The organism is Mycobacteroides sp. H001 (assembly GCF_001440005.1).
Classification (GTDB): Bacteria; Actinomycetota; Actinomycetes; order Mycobacteriales; family Mycobacteriaceae; genus Mycobacterium; species Mycobacterium gwanakae.
In genome coordinates this window covers 1-13,357 of the sequence record NZ_LJYH01000047.1, presented here as the reverse complement: position 1 = coordinate 13,357, position 13,357 = coordinate 1, and the positions used below count along the sequence as shown (strand labels likewise).

General features: G+C 63.7%; 10 protein-coding genes and 3 tRNA genes. 11 read left to right on the top strand and 2 right to left on the bottom strand.

Features of this window, described 5'->3' with window-relative positions; translation table 11 throughout:
• Positions 1 to 464 precede the first annotated feature (464 nt).
• The 5 genes from dnaN to gyrB all read left to right on the top strand — a co-directional run bounded on the left by dnaN (position 465) and on the right by gyrB (position 6,559).
• The gene (gene dnaN / locus AOT83_RS23425; RefSeq protein ID WP_057963591.1) at positions 465 to 1,664 is read left to right on the top strand and encodes a DNA polymerase III subunit beta; all 1,200 of its coding nucleotides are present in this window, start codon (positions 465 to 467) and stop codon (positions 1,662 to 1,664) included.
• A gap of 49 nt (positions 1,665 to 1,713) precedes the next feature.
• Positions 1,714 to 2,607, top strand: coding sequence for a phosphogluconate dehydrogenase (NAD(+)-dependent, decarboxylating) (gene gnd, locus AOT83_RS23420; RefSeq protein ID WP_030097700.1), 894 nt, complete (start codon positions 1,714 to 1,716; stop codon positions 2,605 to 2,607).
• A gap of 18 nt (positions 2,608 to 2,625) precedes the next feature.
• Positions 2,626 to 3,774 carry a DNA replication/repair protein RecF gene (recF, locus tag AOT83_RS23415; protein WP_057963590.1) on the top strand — a complete coding sequence of 383 codons (1,149 nt, stop codon included), beginning with the start codon at positions 2,626 to 2,628 and terminating at the stop codon, positions 3,772 to 3,774.
• Positions 3,767 to 4,318 carry a DUF721 family protein gene (locus AOT83_RS23410; protein WP_046251969.1) on the top strand — a complete coding sequence of 184 codons (552 nt, stop codon included), beginning with the start codon at positions 3,767 to 3,769 and terminating at the stop codon, positions 4,316 to 4,318. The genes recF and AOT83_RS23410 overlap by 8 nt, the downstream gene beginning before the upstream one ends.
• A gap of 213 nt (positions 4,319 to 4,531) precedes the next feature.
• On the top strand, positions 4,532 to 6,559 hold the full coding sequence (gene gyrB / locus AOT83_RS23405) for a DNA topoisomerase (ATP-hydrolyzing) subunit B (protein ID WP_030097703.1): 2,028 nt from the start codon (positions 4,532 to 4,534) through the stop codon (positions 6,557 to 6,559).
• Positions 6,560 to 6,627: 68 nt separating this feature from the next.
• On the opposite strand, the gene AOT83_RS23400 is transcribed toward gyrB, so the two are convergent.
• Positions 6,628 to 7,464, bottom strand: a complete 837-nt coding sequence (locus AOT83_RS23400) for an arylamine N-acetyltransferase (protein ID WP_057963589.1) — start codon at positions 7,462 to 7,464, stop codon at positions 6,628 to 6,630.
• 171 nt (positions 7,465 to 7,635) lie between these two features.
• Here AOT83_RS23400 and AOT83_RS23395 point away from each other — a divergent pair, with 171 nt between their 5' ends.
• The gene (locus AOT83_RS23395; RefSeq protein WP_057963588.1) at positions 7,636 to 8,208 is read left to right on the top strand and encodes a YdeI/OmpD-associated family protein; all 573 of its coding nucleotides are present in this window, start codon (positions 7,636 to 7,638) and stop codon (positions 8,206 to 8,208) included.
• A gap of 3 nt (positions 8,209 to 8,211) precedes the next feature.
• Here the strand turns inward: AOT83_RS23395 and AOT83_RS23390 are convergent, their stop codons facing one another.
• Positions 8,212 to 9,177, bottom strand: a complete 966-nt coding sequence (locus AOT83_RS23390; RefSeq protein WP_057963587.1) for a class I SAM-dependent methyltransferase — start codon at positions 9,175 to 9,177, stop codon at positions 8,212 to 8,214.
• A 154-nt stretch (positions 9,178 to 9,331) separates the two neighbouring features.
• On the opposite strand from AOT83_RS23390, the gene gyrA reads away from it, so the two are divergent.
• From gyrA to AOT83_RS23370, 5 genes are all read left to right on the top strand, one after another.
• Positions 9,332 to 11,845: a DNA gyrase subunit A gene (gene gyrA, locus AOT83_RS23385; RefSeq protein WP_030098132.1), complete on the top strand. Its 2,514-nt coding sequence runs from the start codon at positions 9,332 to 9,334 to the stop codon at positions 11,843 to 11,845.
• A gap of 10 nt (positions 11,846 to 11,855) precedes the next feature.
• The gene (locus AOT83_RS23380) at positions 11,856 to 12,812 is read left to right on the top strand and encodes a DUF3566 domain-containing protein (RefSeq protein WP_057963586.1); all 957 of its coding nucleotides are present in this window, start codon (positions 11,856 to 11,858) and stop codon (positions 12,810 to 12,812) included.
• 48 nt (positions 12,813 to 12,860) lie between these two features.
• A tRNA-Ile gene (locus AOT83_RS23375) sits at positions 12,861 to 12,937 on the top strand.
• A 130-nt stretch (positions 12,938 to 13,067) separates the two neighbouring features.
• Positions 13,068 to 13,136: transfer RNA gene (locus AOT83_RS27955), tRNA-Ala, on the top strand.
• A 57-nt stretch (positions 13,137 to 13,193) separates the two neighbouring features.
• A tRNA-Ala gene (locus AOT83_RS23370) sits at positions 13,194 to 13,264 on the top strand.
• The last annotated feature ends 93 nt before the right edge of the window (positions 13,265 to 13,357 follow it).

Genomic DNA, 13,357 nt, shown 5'->3' with positions numbered 1-13,357 from the left:
CATGTCCTCCACATCCGCGGGCCGCAACCCTCTTCGGAATCCACAAACTCCTGACAACCCCGCTGAGCCTCTGTCGTGCGACAACACTTGTCTGTCCACAGATTCCACAGCACCTACTAATACTGCTTAGATCTCTATCTAATCTTTCTCTCTAAAAGCAGCTGTGTGGATGGACGCGTCAACAAGGACCGTCCAGCCGGTAACCCGGCAGTGGACTTCAGGGATCGTCGGAGAGACGGATCCGCTTTCCCGATGCGTCGAAAGCATCTACGGTTGTGCTTCGGAAGTCGCATGGCCTGAGACTTCCCACTCCGAGTGACAGAACTTGTGCACGGTGCCCCGGTGACGTGCCGGGGGTCGTCCGATGCGCTGTTAACGCTGTCACCCGGGCGTGCCACGATGGCTATCACGGATTTTTGTGTGCAGACAGTCCGACCTGGACAACGAGGAAGCGAAGGGTATTCATGGATCTTGCGAGCCCCACTGCCGCAGACACCAGCCTGAAGTTCAGGGTCGCGCGCGACGACTTCGCCGATTCGGTGGCGTGGGTGGCGCGGAGTCTGCCCTCGCGGCCGACGGTTCCGGTCTTGGCTGGTGTGCTGCTGACCGCGCATGACACGGGTTTGACCCTCTCCGGCTTCGATTACGAGGTTTCCGCGCAGGTGCAGGTGCCGGCGGAGGTTGCCGCCTCCGGTAGTGCGCTGGTGTCGGGCCGACTTCTTTCGGATATCACCCGGTCGCTGCCCAATAAGCCTGTCGATGTGGCGTTGGAAGGTACACGCCTGTTGATCAGCTGTGGAAGCGCGAAGTTCTCGCTGCCGAGCATGCCGGTCGAGGATTACCCGGCATTGCCCTCGCTGCCGGAGGAGACCGGTGCCCTGGGGTCGGAGGTGTTTTCCGAGGCGATCGGCCAGGTCGCGGTCGCTGCGGGTAAGGACGATACGCTCCCGATGCTGACCGGTATCCGGGTTGAAATCAACGGCGACACAGTGGTTTTGGCGGCAACAGACCGCTTCCGTCTGGCTGTTCGCGAGCTGAAGTGGACATCCGGATCAGGTGAGACAAGCGCCGCGGTGTTGGTTCCGGCCAAGACGTTGTCCGAGGCGGCAAAGTCTGCGTCCAGTGGATCAGACGTGCAGCTCGCGCTGGGCGCGGGTTCGGCGATCGGATCCGAAGGTCTGCTGGGCATCGTCAGCAACGGCAAGCGCAGTACGACCCGCCTGCTGGACGCCGAGTTCCCCAAGTTCCGGCAGTTGCTGCCGACCGAGCACACCGCACTGGCCACCGTCGGTATCGCCGAGTTGGTGGAAGCCATCAAACGTGTTGCGCTGGTTGCCGACCGTGGAGCGCAGATCCGGCTGGAATTCGAGCCGGGACTGCTGCGGTTGTCGGCAGGTGCCGATGATGTGGGCCGTGCCGAGGAAGAACTCGAAGTGGATTTCGTCGGTGAACCGCTGACCATCGCCTTCAATCCGACGTACCTGACCGATGGTCTGGGATCGCTGCACTCGAATCGGGTGACTTTCGGCTTCACGACTCCCAGCCGTCCGGCCGTACTTCGTCCGGCGGAAGACGATCAAAGCTCGCCAGAAGGCCCCGGGCCGTTTACGGCAGCGCAAACTGACTATGTCTATCTATTGATGCCGGTGCGCCTGCCCGGCTAGGGCTCGCGCCCCAAGTGGTATAGGTACTGGTCATCGGAGGTTATAGGTCATGCAGCTGGGTTTGGTTGGACTGGGCAAGATGGGTTTCAACATGCGCGATCGGCTGCGCGCCGGTGGGCATGAGGTCATCGGATACGACCCACGCCCGGAGGTCACCGATGTGCCCTCGCTTAAAGGGCTGGCCGATGCCTTAGAGGCGCCTCGTGTGGTGTGGGTGATGGTGCCGTCGGGTCCGATTACCCAACAGACGATCGCTGAGCTTGCCGAGGAATTGTCCGAGGGCGACCTCGTGATCGACGGCGGTAACTCGAGGTTCACCGAAGACCAGCCGAATGCGGATCTGTTGGCGGCCAAGGGGATTGGATACATCGATGCGGGTGTATCCGGCGGGGTATGGGGCAAGGAAAATGGCTACGGGCTGATGGTCGGGGGCAGCGACGCCGATGTGGCGCGGGCGTTGCCGATCTTTGACACGCTGCGTCCCGAGGGTGATCGTGCGGACGGCTTCGTACATGCCGGCCCGGTCGGCGCGGGTCACTACGCCAAGATGATTCACAACGGTATCGAGTACGGTCTCATGCATGCCTATGCCGAGGGGTACGAGCTGCTGGCGGCCGAACCGCTGATCACCGATGTGCAGGCCGTACTGCAGGCCTGGACCAAGGGCACCGTGGTGCGGTCATGGCTGCTGGATCTGCTGGCCAAGGCGTTGAAGGAAGATCCCGGCTTCGACGCGATTTCCGGATACACCGAAGACTCCGGAGAGGGACGTTGGACGGTCGAGGAGGCCATCAACCATCGGGTGCCCGCGCCGGTCATCGCCGCGTCGTTGTTCGCGAGATTTGCTTCGCGGCAGGAAGATTCACCTGCAATGAAGGCGGTATCGGCGTTGCGTAACCAGTTCGGCGGCCACGCGGTCAAGCGCGTCGGTCTCTCCGGATAAGGACGCGCGCGGACCGACGTGTACGTACGACAGCTGGGATTGCGAGACTTCCGGTCGTGGGAACGAGTTGACCTGGAGCTCGAACCCGGGCGCACCGTGTTCGTCGGCCCCAACGGCTACGGCAAGACTAATCTTGTTGAGGCCCTTTGGTATTCGTCAACCCTGGGTTCGCACCGAGTCGCCACCGACGCTCCCCTGGTACGCAACGGTGCCGAAAGGGCGGTGGTGTCGACCATCGTCGTCAATGACGGCCGGGAACTGGCGATCGATCTGGAGATCGCGGCCGGGCGGGCGAACAAGGCACGGATAAACCGCTCCCCAGTGCGCAGCCCACGGGAGATCGTTGGAATTCTGCATGCCGTGCTGTTTGCACCCGAGGACCTGTCTTTGGTGCGCGGCGACCCGTCTGATCGACGCCGTTTTCTCGACGATCTGCTGATTCAGCGCCGTCCCCGGATGGCTGGCGTACGTGCCGACTACGACAAGGTGCTCCGGCAGCGCACCGCGCTGCTCAAGACCGCAGGTGCGGCGTTGAGACAGCGGAATGATCAGAGTGTGCTGGATACCCTCGATGTGTGGAACGGGCACCTGGTTGCACACGGCGCCGAATTACTTTCTGCGCGTATCGAATTGGTGGGTGAGTTGCGGCCACTGGTGGAAAAGTCGTACCAGCTGCTGGCGCCCGCATCGCGGCTGGCCGATATCGCGTACCGCAGTAGTGTCGAGGGCGTCGATGGAGAACTTTCGGTGGAACGCCTTGCGGAGGCACTGCACGCCGGGCTGGCTGCCAAGAGGTCGGCAGAGATTGAACGCGGAGTCTGCCTGGTGGGACCACACCGAGACGACCTGGAGCTGCGGCTCGGCGATGGGCCTGCGAAAGGCTTCGCCAGTCATGGGGAATCGTGGTCTTTTGCCTTGGCCCTGCGGCTTGCCGCGTTTGACCTGCTCCGTTCCGACGGCACCGACCCCCTGCTGATGCTCGACGATGTGTTCGCAGAACTCGATGGCGCCAGGCGGAGGTCGTTGGCCACTGTCGCGGCCGACGCGGAGCAAGTACTTGTGACCGCCGCGGTCCCCGACGACGTTCCCGAGGAATTGTCGGCGCGCACGGTTACCGTCGACGTACAGGAAGATCCTTCGGGACGAAAGTCGGTGGCGCATGAGTGAGGAAGAGGCCTGGCCGCCGGAGCATCTGGCCGGGGTGACAGGGATGGATTTGGTGCGCCGGGTGCTCGAAGAGGCACGTGGCGCGGCCAAACAGCAAGGTAAAGACATCGGCAGAGGCGGCAGATCACCGCAGCAGCGTCGACGGGTCGCAGGGGGGCGCCGCACCTGGTCAGGTCCGGGACCGGATGCGCGGGATCCGCAGCTGCTGGGAAGGGCGGCAGGAGATCTGGCCAATCGCCGGGGCTGGTCCTCGCGAGTCTCCGAGGGCGCGGTGTTCGGCCGGTGGGAGGCCGTCGTCGGCGAGCAGATTGCCGCACATGCGACCCCGACCGCCCTGAACGAGGGAGTACTGACAGTCTCGGCGGAGTCCACAGCCTGGGCGACGCAGCTGCGGCTGGTGCAGGCGCAGCTGTTAGCGAAGATCGCCGCGGCGGTGGGAGACGGGGTGGTGACGAGTCTGAAGATCTCCGGGCCGACCGCGCCCTCCTGGCGTAAGGGTCCCCGACATATCGCCGGACGCGGCCCGCGCGATACCTATGGTTGAGGGCTCATCGCCGCGTCATGCCGTAGAACCGGTGTCTAGAGCGTCCTGACACGGCCTGATCCGAGATATGCGACGGACGGCGTAAATGGAGGGGATGAAACATGCCCTGAAGCTAGGTGCCGCCGGTACAGACCAGTAGGATGTTGGTAACACGGTTCGCTGGGTCTGTGGCCCGCGAGAGTCGTTACTTCCAGACAGGAGACAAAGTCGATCGTGGCTGCGCCGAAGAAGAGTGCCAAGAGCGAATACAGTGCCGACTCGATCACCATTCTAGAGGGGCTCGAAGCGGTCCGGAAACGTCCCGGCATGTACATCGGGTCCACCGGTGAACGCGGTCTGCACCATCTGATCTGGGAAGTTGTCGACAACTCCGTTGATGAGGCGATGGCCGGTTACGCCACCACCGTCGAGGTGACGATGCTTGAGGACGGCGGCATCCAGGTCAAGGACGATGGCCGCGGCATCCCGGTGGCCATGCATGCCTCCGGCATACCCACCGTTGACGTCGTCATGACCCAGCTGCACGCCGGCGGCAAATTCGACTCGGATTCCTACGCGGTGTCGGGCGGCCTGCACGGTGTGGGTATCTCCGTAGTGAACGCGCTCTCGACCAAGGTCGAGCTGGAGATCCTGCGCGATGGCCACGAGTGGCAGCAGGTGTACACGGCCTCAGTGCCGGGCACACTGCAGCAGGGCGCGGCCACCAAGAAGACGGGCACCACGGTCCGGTTCTGGGCGGATCCGGAGATCTTCGAGACCACTACCTACGACTTTGAGACGGTCGCCAGGCGCCTCCAGGAGCAGGCTTTCCTCAACAAGGGTCTGACCATCAAGCTCACCGATGAGCGTGTGAGTAACGCCGACGTGACCGACGAGGTGGTCAGCGACACTGCCGAGGCGCCTAAGAGCGCCGAGGAGCAGGCCGCGGAATCGGCTGCGCCGCATAAGGTTAAGAACCGCGTCTTCCACTACCCCGATGGCCTGGTCGACTTCGTCAAGCACATCAACCGCACAAAATCAGCCATCCACACCACCATCGTCGACTTCTCCGGAAAAGGTGAAGGCCACGAGGTCGAGATCGCGATGCAGTGGAATGCGGGCTACTCCGAGTCGGTGCACACCTTCGCCAACACCATCAACACCCACGAGGGTGGCACGCACGAAGAAGGATTTCGCGCGGCGCTCACGACGGTGGTCAACAAGTACGCCAAGGAGAAGAAACTTCTCAAGGAGAAGGACACCAACCTCACCGGTGATGACATCCGTGAGGGATTGGCAGCGGTCATCTCGGTAAAGGTCGGTGAGCCTCAGTTCGAGGGTCAGACCAAGACCAAGCTGGGTAACACCGAGGTCAAGTCGTTTGTGCAGAAGGTGTGCAACGAGCAGCTGCAGCATTGGTTCGACTCGAACCCTGCCGACGCAAAAACCGTTGTGAATAAGGCGGTTTCGTCGGCACAGGCGCGGATCGCGGCGCGCAAGGCGCGCGAGCTGGTCCGCCGCAAGAGCGCCACCGACATCGGTGGGTTGCCCGGCAAGCTGGCCGACTGCCGCTCCACCGATCCGTCGAAGTCGGAACTATATGTGGTGGAGGGTGACTCGGCCGGTGGTTCGGCCAAGAGCGGCCGCGACTCGATGTTCCAGGCCATCCTGCCGCTGCGCGGCAAGATCATTAACGTTGAAAAGGCGCGTATCGACCGGGTTTTGAAGAACACCGAAGTCCAGGCGATCATCACCGCGTTGGGCACGGGTATCCACGACGAGTTCGATATTGCCAAGCTGCGGTATCACAAGATCGTGTTGATGGCCGACGCCGACGTTGACGGCCAACACATTTCGACGTTGCTGCTGACGTTGTTGTTCCGTTTCATGCGCCCGCTGGTGGAGCACGGCCACATCTTCCTGGCGCAGCCGCCGCTGTACAAGCTCAAGTGGCAGCGCAGCCAGCCGGAGTTCGCGTACTCCGACCGTGAGCGCGACGGGCTGATGGAGGCCGGGCTCAAGGCCGGCAAGAAGATCAACAAGGACGACGGCATCCAGCGCTACAAGGGTCTTGGTGAGATGGATGCCAAGGAACTGTGGGAGACCACCATGGACCCGTCCGTGCGTGTGCTGCGTCAGGTGACACTCGACGATGCGGCCGCGGCCGACGAGCTGTTCTCGATTCTGATGGGCGAGGACGTCGAGGCGCGCCGCAGCTTCATCACCCGAAACGCCAGGGACGTGCGCTTCCTCGACGTGTAGTGGCGCTCGCCCAACCGGCGAGATAGTTGCCGCGTCTTCGACGGAACGGCCTCGGGCAGGTATCGACGTTAGTGCTGTGCCAGCCGTTCTAACAGCAGTGACGAGTCAGCGTCCTTCAGCTCGATACCGAAGATGTCGCGCAGTGCCACCACGACTTCCTCGGGTGTCAGCTGCCGTGTCTTGCGGCCTATGGCGGGGCGGATGTAGTGCAACTCGCGGTGGTCCAGGATGTATGCGTGATCGGGCGTGATCTTCTGTACGAAAACCCTTGTACTGAAGGGTGAATGGGGACTCGATGCGACGAAGTAACTCGCGGCGCGATAGTCGATCGGGTACTGCGGTTCCAGCACGAAGGTGTACCGGCTCATCCACCCTGGCAGCGTTCCGTCCTCGGCGGCCTCGGACAGGGTCCAGCCGTCGGCGCCGGGTGTGACCTCGCCGCGCAGCAGTTGGTACGTCCACGATCCGTCGTCGATGGTGGCCTCGTCGACAATGCGTATCGGGGCCAGAGGGCTGGTGCCGAATCCGACATCGCAGAGCCACTGTTGTCCGTCGAGCCGGACCACGAGCATGCCGTGCGTCGCCGGCCGAATGGTGGTGGCGCCCATCTGCACGCGCCCCTGAATTCCGAAGAAGTCGAAGCCGAGGCGCTCAAGAACCGCTGCGAACACGGCGACGTGCTCGTAGCAGTAGCCGCCGCGGGGCCCGCGCAGCAGCTTCGCCTGAACCGCCGGGATATCCAGTGCGACGTGCTTGTGCAGCACCGCATCGAGGTTCTCCCACTTGACGTTCAGGACGTGCCCACGCTGTAGGCGCCGCAGGGTGTCCAGGGACGGCGCCCGGGCGCCGTCGAAGCCTATGAAGGCCAGGTATTCGTCGAGCGCGAGCTCGTCTCCGTTCCACATGGTGTGGACAACGTACTAGCAGCCCTGGGTATCGCTGTAGCGCCGTGGACCATATCTGGCAGAACGGTGGAACGGTGCTGGTCGCGACACCAATCGGACGCGTTTCGTCGCCGGTGAGGACGCCGATGGGCACTGGTCTGTCATGTCACCGCCCACCCGTACGCTGACCGCATGGCCGCTGACCGCCCCACCATCTACTTTGCGTCACAACGAGACTGGGAAGAGTGGCTGGAAGAGAACCACGCGGACTCCCCCGGCGTCTGGATCAAGATGGCCAAGAAGGCCAGCGGCATCCCCAGTCTCAACCACAAGGAAGCCCTGGAGGAAGCACTCTGCTTCGGGTGGATCGACGGACAAGCCAAATCCCTCGACGAGCAGTACACCCTGCGCATGTTCACCCCACGCCGCGCCCGCAGCACCTGGTCGAAGATCAACGTCGGCCATATCGAACGGCTCACCGGCGAGGGCCGGCTCAGGCCTGCAGGCCTACGAGAAGTAGACGCCGCCAAGGCTGACGGCCGTTGGGACGCCGCCTACAGCTCGCAGGCCACCATCGAAGTCCCCGAGGACTTCGCGCGGGCACTGCGCGCCAAGCCGAACGCGCAGCAGTTCTTCGACTCCCTCACCAAGACGGCGCGCTGGCCGTTCCTGTTCCGCCTCACCACCATCAAGAGACCAGAGACTCGTGCCCGGCGGATCGTGCAGTACGTCGAGTTACTGGCGCAGGGAAAGACGTTGAGCTAGCGCTCAGGCCTTGTGCGCAACGGACACGATGTAGTCCGAATGGAGCGAGAAGAGCCGCATACCCACCGAGTTGAACTGCGCGCGCAGCAGCGGGTTGACATGTTTCATGTCGGGTTGGCGCAACCGCTTGGCCAGGAACTTGGACAGCGGTGGATAGACATCATCGGCGATGGACCATGTCTCGGCCCGGGCAAAGCCCATGTCCAGCAGCAGATCCCGGTATCCCTGTACATCGACGGCCCAGGGCACGGCGCTCGGCGGCGCACCCTGCCAGCCGCGACGCGCCACCTGATTACGTGCCAGCGCGGTCAGCGCGGTACGCCGCGGGACGATGTCCGCCGTCACCAGCCGTCCACCGGGCTTGAGCACGCGCAGCGCCTCCCGGAAGAAGTCGATGCGCGACGGGAAATGAAAGGCCGACTCCAGCGCCACCACCTTGGTGCAGGACTCGTTGCCGAACGGTAGATCGGTGGCCGAGGCCTTGACGTAGGAGATCGTGTCGGACAGACCGGCCTCGGCGACCCGTCGAGTCGAGATCGCGATCTGCTCCTCGGCGATGTTGACCCCGGTGATCTTCTTCACCTTGAACTCGTTGGCCCACAGAATGTCTTGATCGCCGTATCCGCAGCCGCAGTCCACCACCACATCTTTCGAGGTGAACCCCGCGCTGGAGGCAATCAGGCGCGCAAGGTCGCGGCTGGCCTCGTCGAGGGTTGTCGGGTGGTCGCGCCAGTACCCGAAGTTGATGAAGAGCGACTCTTCGCCGAATAAGTTCTGTGGACCGACGATGTCGTAGACCATTCCGGTCTTGGGGCCGTCGGCGTTCGACGCCGCGACCGCAGCCATGCGCCGCCACTCGTCGGCCCATCGGCGTAGCCGTTTGCCAGTGGATTCCTCGGTGAAATCGGACGTCAGAGTGGTCATGGCTGGCAGCTCCCTTTCGGCCCTGGCCGCCTCGTTGCGGCTCACGCCTGCGTAACAAACAGTACCGGATACTTGGGATAGCGGCATCTAAAGCCGCTGAGAACGACGCACGGGCCTGGATCCGAGAAACCCATCGCAGAAGTGACTAGGCTGGTGGGGTTGCCCGGCCTTCTCCGGGCGCAGCATGAACGAGGAGCACATGACCGACACAACGCTGCCCCCCGGCGGTGACGACGCCGTCGACCGGATCGAACCGGTAGACATCCAGCAGGAGATGCAGCGCAGCTACATCGATTACGCCATGAGCGTGATCGTGGGCCGCGCCCTGCCCGAAGTGCGCGACGGCCTCAAGCCCGTGCACCGCCGCGTCCTTTACGCGATGTACGACTCCGGGTTCCGGCCCGACCGCAGCCACGCCAAGTCGGCGCGCTCGGTGGCCGAGACCATGGGCAACTACCACCCACACGGCGACGCCTCCATCTACGACACCTTGGTGCGTATGGCGCAGCCCTGGTCGCTGCGTTACCCGCTGGTGGACGGCCAAGGAAACTTCGGTTCGCCGGGTAACGATCCCGCCGCCGCCATGCGTTACACCGAGGCCAGGCTGACACCGCTGGCCATGGAAATGCTGCGTGAAATCGACGAGGAGACAGTCGATTTCATTCCCAACTACGACGGCCGGGTCATGGAGCCGACCGTGCTGCCGAGCCGGTTCCCGAACCTGCTGGCCAACGGCAGCGGCGGTATCGCCGTCGGTATGGCCACCAACATGCCGCCGCACAACCTGCGTGAGTTGGCCGAGGCCGTGTACTGGGCGCTGGACAACCACGAGGCCGACGAGGAGACCACCCTCAAGGCGGTCTGCGAAAAGATCACCGGCCCCGATTTCCCGACATCCGGCTTGATCGTTGGAACACAAGGGATTCACGACGCGTACACCACCGGGCGCGGCTCCATCCGCATGCGCGGTGTCGCCGAGATCGAGGAAGACTCCAAGGGCAGAACGTCTTTGGTGATCACCGAGTTGCCGTACCAGGTCAACCACGACAACTTCATCACTTCGATCGCCGAGCAGGTGCGCGACGGCAAGATCGCGGGCATCTCCAACATCGAAGACCAGAGCTCCGACCGTGTCGGCCTGCGAATTGTGGTGGTGCTCAAGCGCGATGCCGTTGCCAAGGTGGTGCTGAACAACCTCTACAAGCACACCCAGCTGCAGACCAGCTTCGGCGCCAACATGCTGTCGATCGTCGACGGCGTGCCGCGCACGCTACGCCTGGATCAGCTGATCCGGCTGTACGTCAATCACCAGTTGGACGTCATCGTTCGGCGTACCCGGTACCGGTTGCGCAAGGCCAACGAGCGTGCCCACATCTTGCGCGGTCTGGTCAAAGCCCTTGATGCCCTTGATGAAGTGATCGCATTGATCCGCGCCTCGGCGACGGTCGACATCGCGCGCCAGGGCCTGATCGAGCTGCTCGATGTCGATGAGATCCAGGCCCAGGCCATCCTCGACATGCAGCTGCGTCGCCTGGCAGCCCTGGAGCGGCAGAAGATCGTCGACGACCTGGCCAAGATCGAGGCCGAGATCGCCGACCTCGAGGACATCCTGGCCAAGCCGGAGCGTCAGCGCGCCATCGTCAAGGACGAACTCGCCGAGATCACCGAGAAGTACGGCGACGACCGCCGCACGCGCATCATCTCCGCCGACGGCGATGTCGCCGACGAAGACCTCATCGCACGTGAGGACGTCGTCGTCACCATCACCGAAACCGGATACGCCAAGCGCACCAAGACCGACCTGTATCGCAGCCAGAAGCGCGGCGGTAAGGGCGTGCAGGGGGCGGGCCTCAAGCAGGACGACATCGTCAAGCACTTCTTCGTGTGCTCCACGCATGACTGGATCCTGTTCTTCACCACCAAGGGTCGCGTCTACCGCGCCAAGGCGTACGACCTGCCCGAGGCCGCCCGCACCGCGCGCGGCCAGCATGTTGCGAACCTGCTGGCCTTCCAGCCCGAGGAGCGCATCGCGCAGGTCATCCAGATCAAGGGTTACGAGGACGCGCCGTACCTGGTGCTGGCCACCAAGAACGGTCTGGTCAAGAAGTCCAAGCTCACCGACTTCGATTCCAACCGCAGCGGCGGCCTGGTGGCCGTCAACCTGCGCGACGGCGACGAACTGGTGGGCGCGGTGCTGTGCGCGGCCGAGGACGACTTGCTGCTCGTATCGGCGCATGGCCAGTCCATCCGGTTCAGTGCGACCGACGAGGCATTGCGGCCGATGGGCCGCGCCACCTCCGGTGTGCAGGGCATGCGGTTCAACGGCGAGGACGAGCTGTTATCGCTCAACGTCGTCAGCGAGGGCACCTACCTGCTGGTGGCCACGTCGGGCGGCTACTCCAAGCGCACCGCGATCGAGGAGTACCCGGTGCAGGGGCGTGGTGGTAAGGGTGTGCTGACGGTTCAGTACGACCCGCGCCGCGGCTCTCTGGTGGGTGCGCTGATCGTGGACGAAGAGGCCGAGCTTTACGCCATCACCTCGGGCGGCGGCGTCATCCGCACCATCGCGAAACAGGTTCGTAAGGCCGGCCGCCAGACCAAGGGCGTGCGGTTGATGAACCTCGGCGAGGGCGACACCTTATTGGCAATCGCGCATAATGCCGATGAGGGTGATGCTGACCCTGACGACGACACAGCCGGCGCAAGCGAGTAAGGAGCTGTAGGTGAGTTCACCGAACGATCCGGGGGAGTCTGGCGCCAACGAACGCCCCGTGGACCAGGCGGACTTGCCTCCCTGGCAGCGTGCGGAGCGGCGGCGTGGTTCACACGCCGCCGCCACCGGCCCGCAGCGGATTCCCAGCAGGGAACCGCGCCCTGGCGGCGCCCCGACGGAGATCATCCCCATCGTGGACGACGCCACCGCGCCTCCGACCGCGCCGACGTCGGCGCCGCGGCCCGGACCCCGCCCGTCGGCCGGCCTGGATGCCCGGCTCAGCCGGTTCATCTCGGGCACCGCGGCCCCGGCAGGATTCAACACCCCGCCGGAGCGTCCCGAACCCGAAGCAGCAGTGCCGGAGCTGGAGCCGTACGACGAGGCGCCGGAGCATCCCGAGGTGCCGGAGCGTCCCGAAAGAACCGAGCGGCCCCAACGACCCGAGCCGGTGCGTTCGGGCACCCCGTGGGGCGAGGCGAGCGCGCAGGAGCCGGTGCGCGCCCCCAAGAACAATGACCTGCCAGACCTGTCTGGCCCGGTCCCCCGCCCTCCACGCAGAAGTGATGCGGCACAAGGTAGTTCGGCAGTGACGGTGGGCCCCTCGCGCCGCGGCCCGCTGCGGGCGGCCATGCAGATCAGGCGCGTGGATCCATGGGCGACCCTGAAGGTGTCGCTGGTGTTGTCGGTGGTGTTCTTCTTCGTCTGGATGATCGCCGTCGCGATGCTGTACCTGGTGCTCGGCGCGATGGGTGTGTGGTCGAAGCTCAACGAGAACGTCGGTGAGCTCATCACCAACAGCGGCGGCGGTGAGCTGGTGTCCAGTGGCACCATCTTCGGCACCGCGCTACTGATCGGTTTGGTGAACATCGTGCTGATGACCGCGGCCGCCACCATCGGTGCGTTCATCTACAACCTGACCACCGATCTAGTCGGCGGTATCGAGGTCACACTGGCCGATCGCGACTAACGGTTTGGGATGCAACCCATCCGTGCGGTAATCTCTGCCTTCGGTTCAGGGGCTATAGCTCAGGCGGTTAGAGCGCTTCGCTGATAACGAAGAGGTCGGAGGTTCGAGTCCTCCTAGCCCCACCACACTCGTTGGGAGGTCGACCACATGAGAGTGCTGCTGCTGGTGCTCACATTGCTGGGCGTGGCCTACGCGACAGCAATCACCGTGGCGCGCAACAACATGGAAGTGTGGCACACAGCAGCAGGTGAGGGGCCTTAGCTCAGTTGGTAGAGCGCTACCTTTGCAAGGTAGATGTCAGGAGTTCGTTTGTTATCTGCAGGAGAGGGAGAGGAAAAAGGGGATGACCTGCGACGCTATTGTCGCGGATATGTCCACGACGGGGCCATAGTTCAACGGTAGAACGGGGCCTTTGCAAGGCTCAGATCGGGGTTCGATTCCCCGTGGCTCCACCGATAGAACACAGATAACTTCATATTCGAGACCTCCTTGCCGACGAGCAAAAGTGTCATACCCCTGCGGTACGACTGGATGCACAGGCGGTA